We start from the raw sequence: 16,646 nt of genomic DNA, 5'->3' as shown, positions 1-16,646 counted from the left end.
TCCGCCGCAAATACAAGCAGAAACAAAAAAGCCGAGCCTGCCATGTGCCTCATTGTCATCGCCATAAACGCCCACCCGGATTACCCGCTGATTATCGCGGCCAACCGGGATGAATTCTACAACCGGCCCACCGCGGCCCTGGATTTCTGGGAGGATCACCCCCATGTCCTGGCCGGCCGGGACCTGCAAAGCCGGGGCACATGGCTAGGGGTCACCCCCGGCGGCAGGATCGCGGCGGTGACCAATTACCGGGATACGTCTGCCATGACCCCCTGGGGCAAATCCAGGGGGCAGCTGGTCAAAGACTTTCTGGCCGGAGACCGGAGGCCTGAGAGCTATCTTGCCGAAGTGGAAAAGCAGCGGGATCAGTATTGCGGGTTTAACCTGCTGGCGGGACGGCTTAATGAGATATGGTGGTATTCCAACAAAAACAACGGCATTGTCCGGCTCGGGAGAGGCATCCACGGCATCAGCAACCACCTGCTCGACACCCCCTGGCCCAAGGTCAGCACCATGAAGCAGAAACTCGCCGCCCTGATCGACGCCAGCCCGGTTATCGAGCCCCACGCGGTGCTGGACCTGCTCTACGATCCCAGGCCCGCGGCAGACGAGCACCTGCCGGACACGGGCGTAGGCAAAGACTGGGAGCGGACCCTTTCACCGGTCTTTGTTGTCAGCCCCGATTACGGGACCCGGTGTTCCTCGGCTCTTATCCTGGAGAAAAACAACCGGCTGCAGTTCTGGGAACGCACCTTTCTGCCGGATGAGGCCGGCCCGAAACCCGGAAAAACCCGCCGGTTTGAGCTTCAGTGGCCGGATATGCCCGGCACTACTTGATCTCCACGGCAATACCGGCCACCATCCATGTCACCCGCCGGGCGCACCGGGCCGCGTGCTGATTGACAAAGCCAGCCAGATCCCGAAACCGCCGGGCCATGGTATTTTCCGGCACAATACCGGCGCCCACCTCGTTTGAGACCAGAAAAACCGGACAGAGGGCATCGCCCAAGGCGCGGCCCAGATCCCGCACCTGTTCCATGACCATGTCATCGTCCTCACAACGGGCCATGAGGTTTGAAACCCAGAGGGTCAGGCAATCCACCAGGATCACGTCCGCGCCCCCGTCACTGCCGTGCTCCCGGATCACCCGGGCCAGCTCCAGGGGCTCTTCCACGGTCTGCCATTTGGGGTCCCGCTCCTGCTGATGGCGCACCACCCGGGCCTGCATTTCATCGTCTGCCGGCATGCACGTAGCCACGAAAATGTTTTTCTCCCCGGTCCGGGCATCTGCCAGGGCCAGGGCGTGGCTGCTTTTGCCGCTTCTACAGCCGCCCAGGACAAGATGAATTTCTCTGCCGTCCATTTGCTCAGCTCTCGATTCCGGTTCGCGTGCCCACGCCCTGCTCAAAATAGTGGCGCACCAGCTTTATTTCAGTGATCAGATCGGCCCGCTCCAAAACCGCCGGGGCCCCGCCGCGGCCGGTGAGCACAAGCTCCACCCCGTCAGGTTTGGCGGATACAAAATCCATGAGATCCTGCTCTGAAATAATTTTGCTTTCATAAGCCACATTGGCCTCTTCGAGCACCACCATGTCATAGCCGCCGGAAAGCATGGCCTGCCTGGCCGCGGCCAGTCCCTTTCTGGCGGCCTCAAAATCCGCCGGATCAGGCTTGCCCCGCACAGAACAGCCCGTACCGAACTGCTCCACGGCAATCCGGTCAGACAGCCGCTCCAGGGCCCGAATTTCACTGCAGTGGCCCTTTTCCATGAACTTGGCGATGTAAACCCTGAGCCCGGAGCCGGCCGCGCGCAGGGCCAGGCCCAGGGCTGCGGTGATCTTTTGCTTGCCATTGCCGGTATAAACCTGGATATATCCTTTTTCCAAAAACGCCTCCTTTTGCCGCAGTATTTCCCCACCCCCTGTCCGGGATCTGTCCGGGATGTGAATAAAATCTTCTTACCACATTACCGCCCCGGAAAAAAGCCCCTGCTGACATAAAGGACCGGATTGCGCATTGACAAAATATACCGACCGGTATTAGTAAAAGGGGCATGGAAACCAACAGGTATGGCAAATCCGAGCGCACCCGGCGCCGCATCATTGAAAAAGCCGCGCCCCTGATCAACAAAAAGGGGGCTGCAGGCACCTCCATTGCCGAACTCACCCAGGCCACCGGCCTGACCAAGGGCGGCATTTACGGCAATTTCAAAAACAAGGATGAGCTGATACTGGCGGTCTATGACTATCACGCAGCATTGCTCAACCGGATTTTCGCCCGTGAACTGGCCCGGGCCCACACCCCGGGGGAAAAACTTGCAGCCTGCCCGGCGGTCTTTCGCAAGCTCTACGCCCATACCTGTGCCTACGGGGGATGTCCCATCGTCAACACGGCCACCGAGGCAGACGACACGCACCCGGCCCTTTGCCGGCGCGTGGCCGAAACCATTGGTTTACTGAAAAACCGCCTGGCCGGTCTGATCAGCCGGGGAATTGAAACCGGGGAAATCCGGCCGGAGACCGATGCACAACGCACCGCCGGACTGATTCTGTCACTGTTTGAAGGCGGAGGCATCCTGGCCCGGGTCACAGGACATGACACTTATGTGACAAATGCCGTCGATCATATCGAAACCCTGATCGCAGAGATCCGGCAACCCTAGAGACAAACGGCTTTTTTCCTCGCCTGCACCGCAGAAGTAAGGAATTTTTTTTTAAACCCAATTTCAACCAAAGGGGGAACAATGATACAGGACCCGCTGTTTAACCCGGTTTCCATCAACCACATGCAGGTGGACAACCGGATCTATCTTCCGGCCATGCACCTTGGCATGGCCGACAATTTCCAGGTAACCGAACAGATCCTGGCGTTTTACCGGCAGCGCGCCAAAGGCGGGGCCGGCATGATCTGTGTGGGCTACGCCACGGTGGACGAGCTGTCCGGAAACTCCTTAAACATCGGGGCCCACAAGGACGAATTCGTGCCCGGGCTGACCAAACTCGCTGACGTGATCAAGGAAAACGGGGCCAAAAGCGCAGTCCAGCTCAACCACGCGGGCCGCTACAACATGTCGTTTTTCCTAAACGGCCAGCAGCCGGTGGCCCCGTCCGCAGTGGCTTCCCGGATGACCCGGGAAACCCCGCGCGCCCTTGAAATCCCGGAAATCAAGCAGATCGTGGACAACTTCACCCAGGCCGCCAGGCGGGTCAAAGAAGCCGGGTTTGACGCCGTGGAGGTGCTTCACGGAACAGGCTATCTCATCAGCGAATTTCTCTCGCCTTTGACCAACAAGCGCGAGGATGAATACGGCGGCAGCTTTGAAAACCGTATCCGGTTCGGCATCGAGGTGATGCGCGCCATCCGCAAACAGGTGGGCCCGAATTTCCCTCTGATCGTGCGCATGAACGGCAATGACTTCATGCCCGAAGGCCAGGGCAGAGATGAACTGCGCGAATATGCAAAAGCCCTGGTCACCCGGGCCGGGGTCGATGCCCTGTGCATAAACGTGGGCTGGCACGAGGCCCGGGTGCCCCAGATCACCACGGCCGTGCCCAGGGGGGCGTTTGCCTATCTTTCCCGGGGCATCAAGGAGGCCGTGAACGTGCCCGTGATCGCCAGCCACCGCATCAACGACCCGCACACGGCAAGGGACATGATCGCAGACGGCATGTGCGACATGGTGGCCATGGGCCGCAGCCTGATCGCCGATCCCAACCTGCCGCAGAAAGCCAAACAGGGAAAAGAAAACCAGATCGTTCACTGCGTGGCCTGCGCCCAGGGCTGCTTTGACAACCTGTTTCAGCTAAAACACGTGGAATGCCTCTGCAACCCCCTGGCCGGCCATGAGCACGAAGCCGCGGTCAAACCCGCAGACAAGCCCAAAAAGGTCATGGTCATCGGCGGCGGGGCCGCGGGCATGAACGCGGCCATTGCCGCGGCAGACCGGGGCCATTTGGTGGCATTGTATGAAAAATCCGGCCGCCTGGGCGGCCAGCTCTACCTTGCGGCCGCACCTCCGGGCAGAGGCGAGTTCGCCCAGCTGGCAAGGGACCTGGAACAGCAGATCCGTTGCCGCAACATCGAAGTGCACCTGGACACGGCCGTGGACACAGCTTTGATTGAGCAGCAGAAACCGGATCACGTGGTGCTGGCCACCGGCGCCGAACCCATGACCCCGCCCATTGCCGGCGTGGAACTGGGTCACGTGGTACAGGCCTGGGACGTGCTGGCCGGCAAGGTGTATACGGGAAAACGTGTTGTGGTGGTCGGCGGCGGTGCCGTGGGCGTGGAAACCGCCCTGTTTCTGGCGGAAAAAGGCACCCTGGACGGAGAAACCCTGAAATTTCTGCTCATCAACCGGGCTGAAGACGCAGACACCCTTTACGAGTACTGCGTTAAGGGCACCAAGGAAGTCACCCTTCTTGAAATGATGGACAAAATCGGAAAGGATTTTGGCAAAACCACCCGCTGGGGCATGATGCAGGATGTCTCCAGGTTCGGCATCCAGCCCATGACCGCCACCCGGGCCCTGGAAATCACCAAAACCGGCATCCGGGTCGAGCAGCAGGAGGGCCAGGCCACGGAAATTGAAGCAGACACGGTTGTGCTCTGCGTCGGGGCCAAGTCTGACAACGCCCTGGCAGACCGGCTCAGGGATATGGGCATTGCCTTTAGCATTGCCGGGGATGCCGAAAACATCGGCATGGCCTTTGACGCCGTTCACAAGGGATATGCCGCAGGAAGCCGCATTGAATGAATGACAAAACGGAAAATGAAAACAGCATGATAAACGACTATCTCGCACATCAGCAGGAGAGAAACGCCCTGGGCATACCGCCAAAGCCGTTGGATGCCCGGCAGACAGCGGCTTTGACCGAACTTTTGCAAAATCCGCAAGATGCCGACCCCGGATTTGTCTATGACCTGATTGCCGACCGGGTGCCGGCCGGCGTCGATGAGGCCGCCAAAATCAAGGCCGATTTTCTGGCCACCCTTACCCGTGGAGAAAAATCCTCGCCAATGGTGTCCCCGGAGCAGGCCGTGTATCTGCTTGGCACCATGGGCGGAGGCTTTAACATTGACCCCTTAATTGAGCTCCTCGATGACCCGAGGCTGTGCGCAAAAGCCGCAGACGCACTGGCGGCCACGATCCTGATTTTTGACGCCTTTGAAAAGGTGTTTGAAAAATCCGCAGTCAACAACCAGGCCCGGCGGGTCATTGACGGCTGGGCCGAGGCCGAATGGTTTCTGCGCGCTCCGAAAGTGCCGGAAACCATCACGGTGACGGCCTTCAAGGTGGACGGAGAGATCAACACCGATGATTTCTCCCCTGCCTCAGAGGCCTGGAGCCGGCCGGATATTCCCTTGCATGCCACGGCCATGCTCAGAAACCGCATTGAAAAACCCCTGGAGACCATGGCCGAACTCCGGCAAAAAGGCCATCCCCTGGCATTTGTGGGCGATGTGGTGGGCACGGGCTCATCACGCAAATCAGCTGCCAACTCGCTTTTGTGGCATATCGGAGACGACATCCCGCACGTGCCCAACAAGCGCCGGGGCGGGGTGGTCATCGGCGGCAAGATCGCACCGATCTTTTTCACCTCCCTGGAAGATGCCGGAGCCCTGCCTGTTGAATGCGACGTATCCGGGATCCAAAACGGCGATGTGCTGGTGATCCGGCCCCATAACGGGGTGATTGAAAACGCAAAAACCGGCAAAACAGTGGCAGAATTTACCCTCAAGCCCGCCACCATACTCGACGACGTCCGGGCCGGCGGGCGCATCCCCCTGATCATCGGCCGCACCCTCACGGACAAAACCCGAAACCGCTTGGCCCTGGGGTCTTCGGAAATCTTTTGCCGGCCGGTGCAGCCTGAAAAAAGCCCCCGCGGCTACACACTGGCCCAGAAAATGGTGGGCCGGGCCTGCGGGGAAAACGGCGTGCGGCCGGGCCAATACTGCGAGCCCAAAATGACCACCGTGGGCTCCCAGGACACCACCGGGCCCATGACCCGCGATGAGCTAAAGGAACTGGCCTGTCTGCAGTTTAACGCAGATCTGGTGATGCAATCCTTTTGTCACACTGCAGCCTACCCCAGGAGCGTGGACATTGAAATGCAGGAAAGCCTGCATGAATTTATCAAGCAGCGCAAGGGCGTGGCCCTGCACCCGGGAGACGGGATCATCCATTCGTGGTTAAACCGCATGCTGCTGCCAGACACCGTGGGCACGGGCGGTGACTCCCACACCCGGTTTCCCCTTGGCATAAGCTTTCCGGCCGGCTCCGGGCTGGTGGCCTTTGCCGCGGCCATCGGGTTTATGCCTCTGGACATGCCCGAGTCCGTGCGGGTGCGCTTTACCGGAACACCGGCACAAGGGCTCACCATCCGGGACGTGGTCAATGCCGTGCCCTACGCGGCCATGGAGCAGGGACTGCTCACAAAGGAAAAATCCGGCAAAAAAAACGTGTTTTCCGGCCGGATCATGGAAATGGAAGGCTTGTCTCACCTGCCGGTGACCGCCGCCTATGAGCTGACCAATGCCGCAGCCGAACGCTCGGCTGCGGCAGCCGTGATCGGCCTGGATGAAAAGCCGGTGGCAGAAATTCTCAAACAGAACATCGAAATTTTGTCCCTGCTGGTCCGGGAAGGCTATGGCGACCGCCAAACCATCGAGGCCCGCATGGAAAAAATGCGGGCCTGGTTAAATGATCCCCAGCTTCTGCGCGCTGACCCAGACGCCCAATACGCGGCTGAGCTGGAAGTGGATCTGAGCCGGATTACCGAGCCCATCGCGGCCTGTCCCAATGACCCCGATGACGTGCGCCAGCTTTCCCAAATCGCGGGCACACCTATAGACGAGGTCTTTATCGGCTCGTGCATGACCGATATTTCCCAGATGGAAAACGCGGGCAAAATCCTTGAAAACACCGGCGGGGCCGTGCCCGTGCGCCTGTGGATAGCCCCGCCCACCCGGCTGGCCGCCCGCCACCTGCGGCAGCAGGGGTGGTTTTACACTTACGGCCGGGCCGGGGCCCGCATGGAAGTGCCGGGCTGCTCTTTGTGCATGGGCAACCAAGCCCGGGTGGCAGACAATGCAGTGGTGGTTTCCACCTCCACCCGGAACTTTCCCCACCGCATGGGAAATAACTGCCAGGTCTATCTGGGTTCAGCCGAGCTTGCGGCCGTGTCTGCCATTCTGGGACGCATCCCGGATCCGGACGAATACAAAACCCATGTGGCCGATGCCGGCCTGGTACCGGCTATTTGAAATAAAGGGTTTCAAACCGGTCCACCAGGTCGCGCAATTTTTCCACATGGCCGGTATCAACGGTCTGCTTGCATTTCATGGCCTCGACCAGGATCTGGTGGAGAACCGAAATTTTTTCCGCGTATTTTTCATCATCTGCAGAAATGCGCTGGGTCATGAAATACTGGGAAACAATGTGCTGGAGCTTGCCTGCATGGTCTTCCTTGTTGGTCACCCAGCGCACCATCTGGTTGTGATGAGCCACGTCGCCGTTTTTCATATCCTTTGAAAGGACGTGGATCTGATCCATGGAGCGTTCAATGGTGGTGATATGCTCACGCATCAGCTCGATTCTGGCCGGATCATCATAGATGCCGCAGGGAATCTCGCAGTGGGCGTGAACCAAAGACAGGGACCCGAGCACAAAAACAACAGCACAGCAAATGATCTGAAGCGATTTTTTCATTTCCTTCCTCCTTGAGACGGGTGTTTGCAAAAAACAGGTTTGCAGGCCATATTTTGCCTGTGGTCATAAACATGTACATGGCGGGCTGATTTTTCAAATCCGGAAACAACTCTTTTGACCGACAAACAGGAGTGCCCATGACAGAGAAAATCATTTCCCTGCCCGAGCTTGCGGAAAAACGACTGGTGTTCCGCAGCCGGCAGCACGCCGGGCAGGTGCTGGCGCAAATGCTCAAACAGGAGACTTGGCCCGATGCCATTGTGCTGGCAATTCCCGCAGGCGGCGTGCCGGTGGGGCAGGCGGTTGCGCAGAAACTGGAGGCGGCCTTTGACGTGGCCGTGGTCAGCAAGATCACCCTGCCGTGGAACACCGAGGCCGGCTACGGGGCCATTGCCTTTGACGGCAGCATGCGGTTAAATGAAATGCTGCTGGCCCGGCTGAACCTGACAAACCAGCAGATGAAAGAAGGGATTGCCGAAACAAAGGAAAAGGTCAGGCGCCGGAGCCGCACACTTCGCGGACAGCTGCCCTTTCCGGATCTTTCGAATCGGAGCGCAATCATAGTCGACGACGGGCTGGCCTCAGGCTTTACAATGTTTTGCGCCATTGACGCGGTGAAAAGCGCCGGCGCCCGGCAGGTGGTCGTGGCCGTGCCAACGGCCCATCGCCAAGCCGCAGAGGCGGCCGCGGAAATGGTGGACCGCCTCTATTGCGCAAATCTCCGCTCCGGCAGATCCTTTGCCGTTGCCGAGGCCTACGAACTCTGGACCGATGTGTCCGAGCAGGAACTCATGGACCTGATGCACGATGGCCCGAATACACCGGTATCGGCTTTTTGAAACCCTGAAAAATCAGGCCGGGCTGCACAAAAAATCCAGCACATCCGATGCCAGGCGACCCGGGGCTTCAATGGCAGTCATGTGGCCGATATCCGCATACTCCAAAAGCCGGGCACCGGGGAGGTAAACGAGGCGGTGTTTTCCATGAGCCCGGCCACGGCAATCACCGGCTCGCCGGCTCCTTTATCCTCGTAATACAGACGGGGATTGCCCCGGTTAAGATACGGCATGAACCAAACATCCTTTCACTGCGGGTTAAAACAATCTTTTTACAAGTAGAAAACACAAATTTCAAATCAAAGATATCCAGGTCTTGACAAGACTTGACTTCTGCTTATCTTACTGATACTAATGAAAATCGTTCAAAATCTGGCCTTGACAAGGAGATGATCGGATAAAACAGCCGTTACCCTAAAAAAACCGCCATGCCCGGCATGGATATTCCAGATTGTCCGCGCCGGGCATGATTTTGCACAAGGAGCCGGGATGCATACGGTACTGGAAAAAATGACCCTGATTGACGGGCTGGGACAATGCCTGCCGGATGCCGTGCTGGTGTTTGAACACAACCAAATTGCTGCAGCCGGCCCCAAGGGGCAGGTGAATATCCCGGAAGATGCGGTGCGCCATGACCTGTCTGGCAAATTTGTCATGCCCGGGTTGATTGACGCCCATATTCACCTGGACATGCACGGCATGGCCGACACCTGCCATGAAAGCCTGGTGGAGGACAAGCTCAGAACCCTGCGGGCCGCCCGGGAAATGGCCAACACCCTCAGGTCCGGCATCACCACGGTGAGAAACGCAGGCTCTGCAAATTACATTGACATTGCAGTAAAAAGGGCTGTTGAGGAAGGGCTGATTCCCGGCCCGCGCATCCTGGCCTCGGGCAAAATCATCTGCATGCTGTCCGCCGGCAGCGAATATTTCAAGGGCCTGTACCGGGAGGCGGACGGCGTGGATGAAAACCGCAGGGCCGCCAGAGAGCAGATCAAGGAAGGCGCTGACGTGCTCAAGGTCATGGCCACGGGTGCCATCATGAATCCGGGCGGCATACCCGGCGCAGCCCAGCTCGATGTTGATGAAATACGGGCTGTGGTCAATGAAGGTCAGAAGGCCGGCAAGCACACCGCCGCCCATGCCCACGGAGCCCAGGGGATCAAAAACGCCGTGCGCGCCGGGGTGCGCACCATTGAACACGGCACCCTGGCAGATGCGGAAGCCCTCAAAATGATGGCGGACTCCGGGGTTTATCTCATTTCCACCCTGAGTTCCAATTACTGGATGTGCAACAACGATTCCGAAGAAATCTGCCAGCAGATTCCCAGATTCATGTCTGACAAGGCCAACGATGTTGCCCGCATCCGGCTGGAAAACCTGCACCGGGCCATTGCCGCAGGCGTCAGCGTAATCATGGGAACCGATGCGGGCACGCCGTACAACTTTCACGGCAAAAACGCCATGGAGCTCATCCAGTACGTCAAAAACGGGCTTATGAATCCCATGGAAGCCATTATCGCCGCCACCAGCCGCGCCGCAAAAGCCCTGGGACTGGAAAACCGGGCCGGATCCCTGACACCCGGAAAACTGGCCGACTGCATCGTGGTCAACCAAAACCCCATAGACGATATCGAGGTCCTGGGTTCCCTGGACCAGATTTATCTGGTATTCAAGGACGGAAAGCCCGTATCCGGAAAGGTCGACACCAGCCAGTGGTCGCCGGACTCACCCCTGGGGCCGGGCTAATAAACCCTATTCTGCCCGTTTTTCTCACCCGGGCGGACCCATCCTGTTTTTTCGCCTGAAACAAAAAAACCGGCTGCATGCCCCTGTGGTTTACTGCGGCGGGTACACTTCATTGCGGTAATACAGGCAACCATTTTAAAACATAGAAGATATGGAGGTCCCGTCATGAAAAAAATCCTGTTTCTGTGCGATGCCAGTGATATTGACGTGGTGGAGCAAAGCTTTGCCCGCCAGGACAAATATGATCTAACCATTGAAACAGCAGAAAAAATCCTCCAGTTCGGCGTGCGGCCGTACCTCGAGCAGACCATTGAACGGATCAGAAACAACCCGAAAATGTATGACGGCATTGTGGGAACCCATGACTCCTCAGCCGTGTTTGCCGCCATTATCGCCCAGGAAACCGGCCACCGTTTCGCGCCGGTCAACGCGGTGATCAACACCCAGAACAAGTACCTGTGCCGGCGCATCCAGCGCGATATCATCCCGGAACACACCCCGGCTTATGCCCTGGCCCTGGACTATCTGCGCAGCCCGTCCCGGCTGTCGTTTCCGTTTTTCATCAAACCCGTGCGCGCCAACATCTCCTTTGGCACTCACAAGGTGGAGCAGACAGGTGAGCTTGAATATTACATGGCGCGGGAAAGCATTGATATTGCCCGGTTCAACCAGTATTACCTAAATGCCCTGGCCATTGACCCGGCTTATCACAACGCCTTGAACGCGGCCACGTGCAACAATTTTTTGTGCGAAGAGCTGGTCTCCGGCACCCAGGTGACCATGGACGGCTACGTGTTTGAAGGGGAATTGACCTTTTTCGGCATCACCCGGGCGGTTTATCACCCGGATACCAACAGCTTTTTCTATCATGCCTTCCCCCACCGGTTTGAACCGGACCTGCAGGACAAAATCGAAACAGCCCTCAAAAAGCTGATCCCGGCCCTGGGCATTAACAACAGCTTTTTCAACGTGGAGCTGCGGGCAGACCAGGAAAAACAGAAATTTGGCATCATCGAGGTCAACAGCCGCATTGCCTTTCAGTTTGCCAAGACCATCGAATCGGTCACCGGTACAGATCCCCTGCACATGCTCTGCGACGTGGCTACGGGCCAAAGGCCCGAGCCAGTCAAAACACGCAAGATGACCCATGCGGCCTGCTACAATTTTGAACTGCATCTTTTCCGTGACGCCCGGATACTGCAGACCCCCACCCAGAGTGCATTTGCGGAAATACGGATAAAATATCCCGAGGTCAACATCCGCAACCTAATCCATGAAAACGCACATTTGTCGGATTTCAAGCACAATCCGGAAAGCTATCGCTACGCGGTGGTGGATGTGCCCGGAGACAGCCACGAACAGATCATGGAAAAATACCACCGCGTGGTTGCAATGCTCGGCTACCGCTTCAGCAAGGCCCTGGAAAACGGGGATGTCAGCGGAATAGTGCCCGAATCCCCGCCGCGCAGAACCTATGGCGGCAGTCGGGAACTGGCCTCCCAGCCCGTTCCGGAGGACTGAAAACCCATAAAAAAAACTTGACTTGTGCGTTTTCATCCCTAGTGTAAATTGAACAAAATCAATTTAACCAAAGGAGTTTTTTATGCAGAAAGTTGAAAACGGCAAGTTTGTCACCGTTAATTACAAAGGAACCCTGGATAGCGGCGAAGTTTTTGATACCAGCGATGAGAGCCAGCCCATGGAGGTCATGGTGGGTGCAGGCCAGGTAATCCAGGGCTTTGAACAGGCCCTGCTGGGCATGGGCTTGAATGAAACAAAGTCCTTTACCCTGGAGCCGGACCAGGCTTATGGCCACCGGGATGAAGAACAGCTGCACACTTTCTCCCGGGAGGAAGTGCCCCCGGAGATGAACCCCCAGGTGGGCGATGTCATCGGCCTGCAGACCCCGGACGGCCAGCAGATCCCGGCCAAAATCGCCGAGGCCGACGACGAGAAGGTGGTGGTGGACCTGAACCATCCCCTGGCCGGCCAGAATTTGAACTTTGAAATCGAGGTAAAGGCCATCAATGACGAGCCGACCCAGCAGATGCAGCCCGGATGCGACACCGGCGGCTGTGACTGCTCCTCGGGCTGCTCCTGCTGATTGCGCTAACAAATATTTATCTCTCATCCCCCCCTTAAACCGGGGCAGCGGGCCGGAAGGTCCCTGCCCCGGTTTTTTATGCGCCAAAGCCTGCCGCGTCAGCCATCCCCCCTGCGGTTCACGCCGCAAAACCTCCGTTGACACAAAGGTTCTGTCCGCTGATCCAGCCGGCTTCGCCGCTGACCAGAAGAACCACGGCACCGGCAATATCGCCGGGGGTGCCGATGCGCCCGAATGCAGCCATATCCGCCAGATTTTGTATTTGTTGTTCTGTCTTGCCCTGCCTGAACAGTTCCGTGTCCACTGGCCCGGGCGAGATGGCATTGACCGCGATTTTTCTGTGGCCGAGTTCCTTTGCCAGCACTTTGGTGATCTGCTCCACAGCCCCCTTGGTGGCGGCATAGACACCGTAATCAGGCAGCATCATCTTTGTCACGGACGAGGAGATATTGATAATCTTTCCGCCGTCAGCCATTCTTTTGGCCGCCTGCTGGCAGGCAAAAAAAAGGCCCTTGACGTTTAAGGCAAAACTATCGTCAAATTCCTTTTCAGTGATGTCGGCAATTTTTTTAAACAACGCAATGCCGGCATTGTTGACCAGAATGTCAATGGAACCGAAATGCTGCTCGGCGGCGTCAAACAATGCGTTGATCTGGCTGATCTTTTGCATGTCCGCCCGTACAGAAACAGCCTGCCCGCCGCTTTCGATGATCTGCGAGACCACTTCGCCGGCCGCTTTTGCATTGCGGGCATAATTGACCACCACCGAGGCGCCGGATTGGCCGAGTTTCAAAGCAATTGCCCTTCCAATGCCCCGGGATGCACCGGTTACGATAGCTGTTTTGTTTTTCAATGCGGCTTGCATATTCCCCCCTTCTTTATTTGCCTTTTTTTTTTGCGAATTCAACCATCACCGTCAATGCATCCGGACCGGGACTTTTGTTGGCAGCACAAGTATCATCATGGCTGCAAAAAGAATCTTTTCCTCAGCAAGAGGACATGGCGTTTTCCACCCGGTCTCTTCTTGCCAGGATGGCCCCGGGATCGATTTCCCCGAGGTTTTCAAATACATAGTCAGGCTGATAAGGGAAGCGGTTCATGGTCTCCCGGCTGGTCACCCCGCTGAGAACCAGGCATGTGGTCATTCCGGATTCCAGGCCCCCCACAATGTCGGTGTCCATCCGATCGCCGATCATGAAGCAATTGGCCGAATGCACGCCCAGTTTCTTCCGGGCCCAGAACATCATGGCCGGGTTGGGCTTTCCCAAAAAGTAAGGGGCCACACCTGTCACGCGTTCAATGGGTGCAACCAGGGCGCCGCAGGCGGGCACCGGTCCCCTTAGGCTGGGTCCGGTCAGATCCGGATTGGTGGCGATAAACTTGGCCCCCTCCTGGATCAGCAGGGTTGCTTCAATGATTTTGGCGTAATCGTATTGCTCGGTCTCTGCAACAATCACATAATCCGGCTTCTCAGAGGTGATGGTAATGCCCCCGTCCGCAAGCTCGTCGACAATCCCCGGGCCGCCGATCACGTAAGCGGAGCAGCCTTCCGGCTGCTGTACGCGGAGAAAGCTGGCCGTTGCCATGGCAGAGGTATAGAAGCAATCCTCAGGGACATCAATGCCCATGCCCATGAGTCGATCCCTGATTTCCAAGGGTTTGTGGTAGGAGTTGTTGGTCAGAAACAGGAATTTGTGACCGCCCTGCTGCAGTTTGCCGACAAACTCGCCGGCACCGGGAATCAGGTGTGAGCCGGTGTAAACGACACCGTCCATATCCATGATAAACGCTTTTTGGTAGGTCCTGTTGTCCTTATACATGAGTTAAACCGATTTTCGTGGGTTGAAGAAAACCGCTTTGCATCCCGGCATGTTGCCTTGTCATTGTTATTTGGCCGGTTGTGCATGGCGTCTGTCGATTTTTCATTGATAATGGTTTCGGAAAATGTCGCTTCACAAACCGAATGCCGATCTTGGATATCCTTGAAGCTCAATTTATAATATAATCAAAAAATTTCATCAAACCATTCCACCCGCTTGATTTCGGGCCTGGCAACACAGGAAAAAGAAATACTGTTACTGTTGGTTTCCGGATGTTTCCGGCTTTGCACTGGATGGATTTTAAGATATGATGCAATAAACTTTCAACCAGGCGGCAAATAAAGAGAAACGCATCAGATGGACCAACCTGCAAACATTGTGGTGATCCCCAGGGAAGATGCCGTGTTCTGGCTCGACAGCGAGGGGTGGTGGCGAAATGACGGCGGCCGGTTCCGGAAAAAGAAAATCATTGACTATTTTCACCGGCATATTGACCGGGATGAAAACGGCTATTTCGTTCTCCAGGACAAGGGCGGGATCTGGGAAAAGGTCTATTTCCCCTATGAAGACACCGCCTTGTTCGCATTTGACATCCGAAAGGAAAACAGCGGGATCTGGCTGGTGCTCAATACGGGCCGGGAGATCCTGCTCGATCCGGAAACGCTTTATATCCAGGATGATCGGCTCTATGCCATAAACAACGAGGAGTGCATCCGATTTGCCGAGCGGGCCATGATCCGGATGTGCGCACTCATGGAAGAAGACGAAAACGGCCGCCTGCAAATCTGCACGGGCGGCCGCAAATACGTGATCACAGAAAAATAAAGAAAACAAAAATGCCTGTAGAAGTCAGGGACAGGGACATTCAAACCAGTGCAGTCCTGAACGAATTTCTGTCTTATGAAACCACGCTGGCCACAAAAAATCGCGACTACAGACAGTGGCACAAAGGGCGTGAAAAATTTGCGGTCTGGACCGTGGGCATTTGCAATGCACAGGTCCAGTCGCGCTTTGATGCGGCAAGGGCGTGGATGGATCCCTTTCTTTTCTCCCCCTATTGCCGCCAGCCCCATGTCACCCTTCTGGTGTGCGGCTTTCTGACCCATAGCCCGCGGTTCAGTGATGATTACAGCAGCCAAAGCTTCCGGCACCATCTGCAGGATCTTTGGCAGGCGCGCATACAGCCCTTTGAGATTTGCATCGGCGGGATGAACAGTTTTGCAGCAGCGCCGTTTCTGGAGGTCTTTGACACCCAGGGCGGACTGGCGCAAATCCGGCGGATTTTAACCAACAGCTTTTGTGAAGACCGGACAAGGGCCTATGTTCCGCACCTGACAATCGGCCTGTATGCCGGTGCGTTTAACACCCGGGACGTGGCCGAAAAAATGGCGGCGTTTCAGACAAAGGACCGGATTTCCTGCCTGGTGGACAAAATCACCCTGTCCACCTATTCGTCCTTTGAAATCGCAGGCCCGCTTTCAGCCGAACAGGAAATCCACCTAAAAACGGCCGGCCGGTAAACAAACCACCTCCGAGCCAGGCGCATGCAAAAATCCGCAAAAGCTGATTATGCCGATGTTGTCGTCACGCTCCCGGAAATGAAAGTGATGGCTTGGAGGAAGGAAGCCCTGCGGCCGGGGCCGGTTTTTTCGCTCCGGATCGTTTTTGCGGATTCAGCCAATGCCTTCGCCGAAATTTACAAACTCGGGCATTCGCCCTCAAACAGTTTGAAATTTTCCGGCTCCGGCATCGGCTGAATTTTTCCGCAAAAAAGATCAATGTCGCTTCAAAAACCCGCCCCCGCCCTTCGGGCTTCCTTGGAAACCATTCCCAATCTCGATAACCCCGAAAAACACCTCTCCTGGCCGATCAACTTCGGATCGGTATTCAAATTCAAAGAACCTTCCGGGGAAAAAACAGTTGCTGGCACATATTTCCAGTGGGCTGGCCATGAGCAGGGGCGGGGGTGGTTTGTTTGGCTGCATTGGCGCGGTTTCGGCAAAAGATTGGGCCGGGGCTTTGGCGACCGGAATTTTAAACTGTCTGAGGGCGATAAGCCCGAGTTTTTAAAATTCCAGCCAAAGTCCCGGCCCAATCGCCGAAACCGAGCCGCAGAAAAACAAACCGCACCCAACCCGGCTCATGCGAAAACCCGCACAAGCTGATTATGCCAATGCTGCAGCTATCACGTCTCCTGCGATAAAAGTCGTGATTTGCGGGAAGAAAGCCCCTTTCAGGCAAAAATCAGATCTTGCCCCGCTCCTTGGCAATACGCATATAGGTTTCCATGCCGGATTCCGGGGGCAGGTAGAGATTGTCCTCGGATTTTTTCTTTAAGGCCATAGCGTCCGTGGGGCAGGTGGTCACGCACAGGCCGCAGCCGATGCAGCGGTTTTCCACCACATGCGCTTTTTCATCGACCA

At 56.7% G+C, this 16,646-nt stretch carries 18 protein-coding genes; 11 read left to right on the top strand and 7 right to left on the bottom strand.

The features are described from left to right. Window positions 1-42 precede the first annotated feature (42 nt). On the top strand, window positions 43-837 hold the full coding sequence (locus R6U41_RS13560; RefSeq protein ID WP_410270379.1) for an NRDE family protein: 795 nt from the start codon (window positions 43-45) through the stop codon (window positions 835-837). Here R6U41_RS13560 and cobU read toward each other — a convergent pair. Both cobU and R6U41_RS13550 read right to left on the bottom strand, forming a co-directional pair. Continuing rightward, on the bottom strand, window positions 830-1,363 hold the full coding sequence (cobU, locus tag R6U41_RS13555) for a bifunctional adenosylcobinamide kinase/adenosylcobinamide-phosphate guanylyltransferase (protein WP_410270378.1): 534 nt from the start codon (window positions 1,361-1,363) through the stop codon (window positions 830-832). The genes R6U41_RS13560 and cobU overlap by 8 nt on opposite strands. Before the next feature lie 4 nt (window positions 1,364-1,367). Further along, window positions 1,368-1,886 (bottom strand): cob(I)yrinic acid a,c-diamide adenosyltransferase, encoded by a 519-nt coding sequence (locus R6U41_RS13550; RefSeq protein WP_410270377.1) that lies wholly within the window; start codon window positions 1,884-1,886, stop codon window positions 1,368-1,370. 167 nt (window positions 1,887-2,053) lie between these two features. Between R6U41_RS13550 and R6U41_RS13545 the strand changes: the two genes are divergently transcribed. The 3 genes from R6U41_RS13545 (at window position 2,054) to R6U41_RS13535 (ending at window position 7,269) form a co-directional block, all read left to right on the top strand. Continuing rightward, window positions 2,054-2,662, top strand: a complete 609-nt coding sequence (locus tag R6U41_RS13545; RefSeq protein WP_410270376.1) for a TetR/AcrR family transcriptional regulator — start codon at window positions 2,054-2,056, stop codon at window positions 2,660-2,662. A gap of 81 nt (window positions 2,663-2,743) precedes the next feature. Next, window positions 2,744-4,756, top strand: coding sequence for an FAD-dependent oxidoreductase (locus R6U41_RS13540; protein WP_410270375.1), 2,013 nt, complete (start codon window positions 2,744-2,746; stop codon window positions 4,754-4,756). Next, on the top strand, window positions 4,753-7,269 hold the full coding sequence (locus tag R6U41_RS13535) for a bifunctional aconitate hydratase 2/2-methylisocitrate dehydratase (protein ID WP_410270374.1): 2,517 nt from the start codon (window positions 4,753-4,755) through the stop codon (window positions 7,267-7,269). The genes R6U41_RS13540 and R6U41_RS13535 overlap by 4 nt, the downstream gene beginning before the upstream one ends. Here R6U41_RS13535 and R6U41_RS13530 read toward each other — a convergent pair. Then, window positions 7,262-7,714, bottom strand: coding sequence for a superoxide dismutase [Ni] (locus tag R6U41_RS13530; protein WP_410270373.1), 453 nt, complete (start codon window positions 7,712-7,714; stop codon window positions 7,262-7,264). The two genes, R6U41_RS13535 and R6U41_RS13530, sit on opposite strands and share 8 nt — an antisense overlap. A 137-nt stretch (window positions 7,715-7,851) precedes the next feature. Here R6U41_RS13530 and R6U41_RS13525 point away from each other — a divergent pair, with 137 nt between their 5' ends. Next, window positions 7,852-8,553 carry a phosphoribosyltransferase gene (locus R6U41_RS13525; RefSeq protein ID WP_410270372.1) on the top strand — a complete coding sequence of 234 codons (702 nt, stop codon included), beginning with the start codon at window positions 7,852-7,854 and terminating at the stop codon, window positions 8,551-8,553. Between the two features lie 77 nt (window positions 8,554-8,630). On the opposite strand, the gene R6U41_RS13520 is transcribed toward R6U41_RS13525, so the two are convergent. Beyond that, entirely contained in the window at window positions 8,631-8,783 is a 153-nt protein-coding gene (locus tag R6U41_RS13520) for a hypothetical protein (protein WP_410270371.1), read from the bottom strand. Window positions 8,784-9,039: 256 nt separating this feature from the next. Between R6U41_RS13520 and R6U41_RS13515 the strand changes: the two genes are divergently transcribed. The 3 genes from R6U41_RS13515 to R6U41_RS13505 all read left to right on the top strand — a co-directional run bounded on the left by R6U41_RS13515 (window position 9,040) and on the right by R6U41_RS13505 (window position 12,403). Then, window positions 9,040-10,299 carry an amidohydrolase family protein gene (locus R6U41_RS13515; RefSeq protein WP_410270370.1) on the top strand — a complete coding sequence of 420 codons (1,260 nt, stop codon included), beginning with the start codon at window positions 9,040-9,042 and terminating at the stop codon, window positions 10,297-10,299. Window positions 10,300-10,464: 165 nt separating this feature from the next. Next, window positions 10,465-11,820 carry an acetyl-CoA carboxylase biotin carboxylase subunit family protein gene (locus tag R6U41_RS13510; protein ID WP_410270369.1) on the top strand — a complete coding sequence of 452 codons (1,356 nt, stop codon included), beginning with the start codon at window positions 10,465-10,467 and terminating at the stop codon, window positions 11,818-11,820. A gap of 82 nt (window positions 11,821-11,902) precedes the next feature. Continuing rightward, entirely contained in the window at window positions 11,903-12,403 is a 501-nt protein-coding gene (locus tag R6U41_RS13505) for a peptidylprolyl isomerase (RefSeq protein ID WP_410270368.1), read from the top strand. Window positions 12,404-12,521: 118 nt separating this feature from the next. Here the strand turns inward: R6U41_RS13505 and R6U41_RS13500 are convergent, their stop codons facing one another. Then, window positions 12,522-13,268 carry an SDR family oxidoreductase gene (locus tag R6U41_RS13500; protein ID WP_410270367.1) on the bottom strand — a complete coding sequence of 249 codons (747 nt, stop codon included), beginning with the start codon at window positions 13,266-13,268 and terminating at the stop codon, window positions 12,522-12,524. A gap of 121 nt (window positions 13,269-13,389) precedes the next feature. Next, on the bottom strand, window positions 13,390-14,223 hold the full coding sequence (locus R6U41_RS13495; RefSeq protein WP_410270366.1) for an HAD-IIA family hydrolase: 834 nt from the start codon (window positions 14,221-14,223) through the stop codon (window positions 13,390-13,392). A 357-nt stretch (window positions 14,224-14,580) separates the two neighbouring features. Here R6U41_RS13495 and R6U41_RS13490 point away from each other — a divergent pair, with 357 nt between their 5' ends. Genes R6U41_RS13490 through R6U41_RS13480 form a run of 3 tightly spaced genes read left to right on the top strand, consistent with a single transcriptional unit; the run spans window position 14,581 to window position 15,980 of the window. Continuing rightward, window positions 14,581-15,048 (top strand): MFS transporter permease, encoded by a 468-nt coding sequence (locus R6U41_RS13490; protein ID WP_410270365.1) that lies wholly within the window; start codon window positions 14,581-14,583, stop codon window positions 15,046-15,048. A gap of 11 nt (window positions 15,049-15,059) precedes the next feature. After that, window positions 15,060-15,743 carry a 2'-5' RNA ligase family protein gene (locus tag R6U41_RS13485; protein ID WP_410270364.1) on the top strand — a complete coding sequence of 228 codons (684 nt, stop codon included), beginning with the start codon at window positions 15,060-15,062 and terminating at the stop codon, window positions 15,741-15,743. Between the two features lie 24 nt (window positions 15,744-15,767). After that, window positions 15,768-15,980, top strand: coding sequence for a hypothetical protein (locus R6U41_RS13480; protein ID WP_410270363.1), 213 nt, complete (start codon window positions 15,768-15,770; stop codon window positions 15,978-15,980). A gap of 487 nt (window positions 15,981-16,467) precedes the next feature. Here the strand turns inward: R6U41_RS13480 and R6U41_RS13475 are convergent. Beyond that, a partial coding sequence (locus tag R6U41_RS13475; protein WP_410270399.1) for a 4Fe-4S binding protein occupies window positions 16,468-16,646 on the bottom strand: 179 nt, incomplete at its 5' end.

Source organism: Desulfosalsimonas sp., from assembly GCF_046483245.1.
Classification (GTDB): Bacteria; Desulfobacterota; Desulfobacteria; order Desulfobacterales; family Desulfosalsimonadaceae; genus Desulfosalsimonas.
Note: the sequence above shows the minus strand (reverse complement) of the source record. Positions and strands in the feature narration are given on the sequence as shown.

What these genes read in the sequence shown, in the direction of transcription:
- R6U41_RS13560 (WP_410270379.1), top strand. Translation starts at nt 43, where the DNA reads ATGTGCCTCATTGTCATCGCCATAAACGCCCACCCGGATTACCCGCTG.
- cobU (WP_410270378.1), bottom strand. Translation starts at nt 1,363, where the DNA reads ATGGACGGCAGAGAAATTCATCTTGTCCTGGGCGGCTGTAGAAGCGGC.
- R6U41_RS13545 (WP_410270376.1), top strand. Translation starts at nt 2,054, where the DNA reads ATGGAAACCAACAGGTATGGCAAATCCGAGCGCACCCGGCGCCGCATC.
- R6U41_RS13540 (WP_410270375.1), top strand. Translation starts at nt 2,744, where the DNA reads ATGATACAGGACCCGCTGTTTAACCCGGTTTCCATCAACCACATGCAG.
- R6U41_RS13535 (WP_410270374.1), top strand. Translation starts at nt 4,753, where the DNA reads ATGAATGACAAAACGGAAAATGAAAACAGCATGATAAACGACTATCTC.
- R6U41_RS13530 (WP_410270373.1), bottom strand. Translation starts at nt 7,714, where the DNA reads ATGAAAAAATCGCTTCAGATCATTTGCTGTGCTGTTGTTTTTGTGCTC.
- R6U41_RS13525 (WP_410270372.1), top strand. Translation starts at nt 7,852, where the DNA reads ATGACAGAGAAAATCATTTCCCTGCCCGAGCTTGCGGAAAAACGACTG.
- R6U41_RS13520 (WP_410270371.1), bottom strand. Translation starts at nt 8,783, where the DNA reads ATGCCGTATCTTAACCGGGGCAATCCCCGTCTGTATTACGAGGATAAA.
- R6U41_RS13515 (WP_410270370.1), top strand. Translation starts at nt 9,040, where the DNA reads ATGCATACGGTACTGGAAAAAATGACCCTGATTGACGGGCTGGGACAA.
- R6U41_RS13510 (WP_410270369.1), top strand. Translation starts at nt 10,465, where the DNA reads ATGAAAAAAATCCTGTTTCTGTGCGATGCCAGTGATATTGACGTGGTG.
- R6U41_RS13505 (WP_410270368.1), top strand. Translation starts at nt 11,903, where the DNA reads ATGCAGAAAGTTGAAAACGGCAAGTTTGTCACCGTTAATTACAAAGGA.
- R6U41_RS13500 (WP_410270367.1), bottom strand. Translation starts at nt 13,268, where the DNA reads ATGCAAGCCGCATTGAAAAACAAAACAGCTATCGTAACCGGTGCATCC.
- R6U41_RS13495 (WP_410270366.1), bottom strand. Translation starts at nt 14,223, where the DNA reads ATGTATAAGGACAACAGGACCTACCAAAAAGCGTTTATCATGGATATG.
- R6U41_RS13490 (WP_410270365.1), top strand. Translation starts at nt 14,581, where the DNA reads ATGGACCAACCTGCAAACATTGTGGTGATCCCCAGGGAAGATGCCGTG.
- R6U41_RS13485 (WP_410270364.1), top strand. Translation starts at nt 15,060, where the DNA reads ATGCCTGTAGAAGTCAGGGACAGGGACATTCAAACCAGTGCAGTCCTG.
- R6U41_RS13480 (WP_410270363.1), top strand. Translation starts at nt 15,768, where the DNA reads ATGCAAAAATCCGCAAAAGCTGATTATGCCGATGTTGTCGTCACGCTC.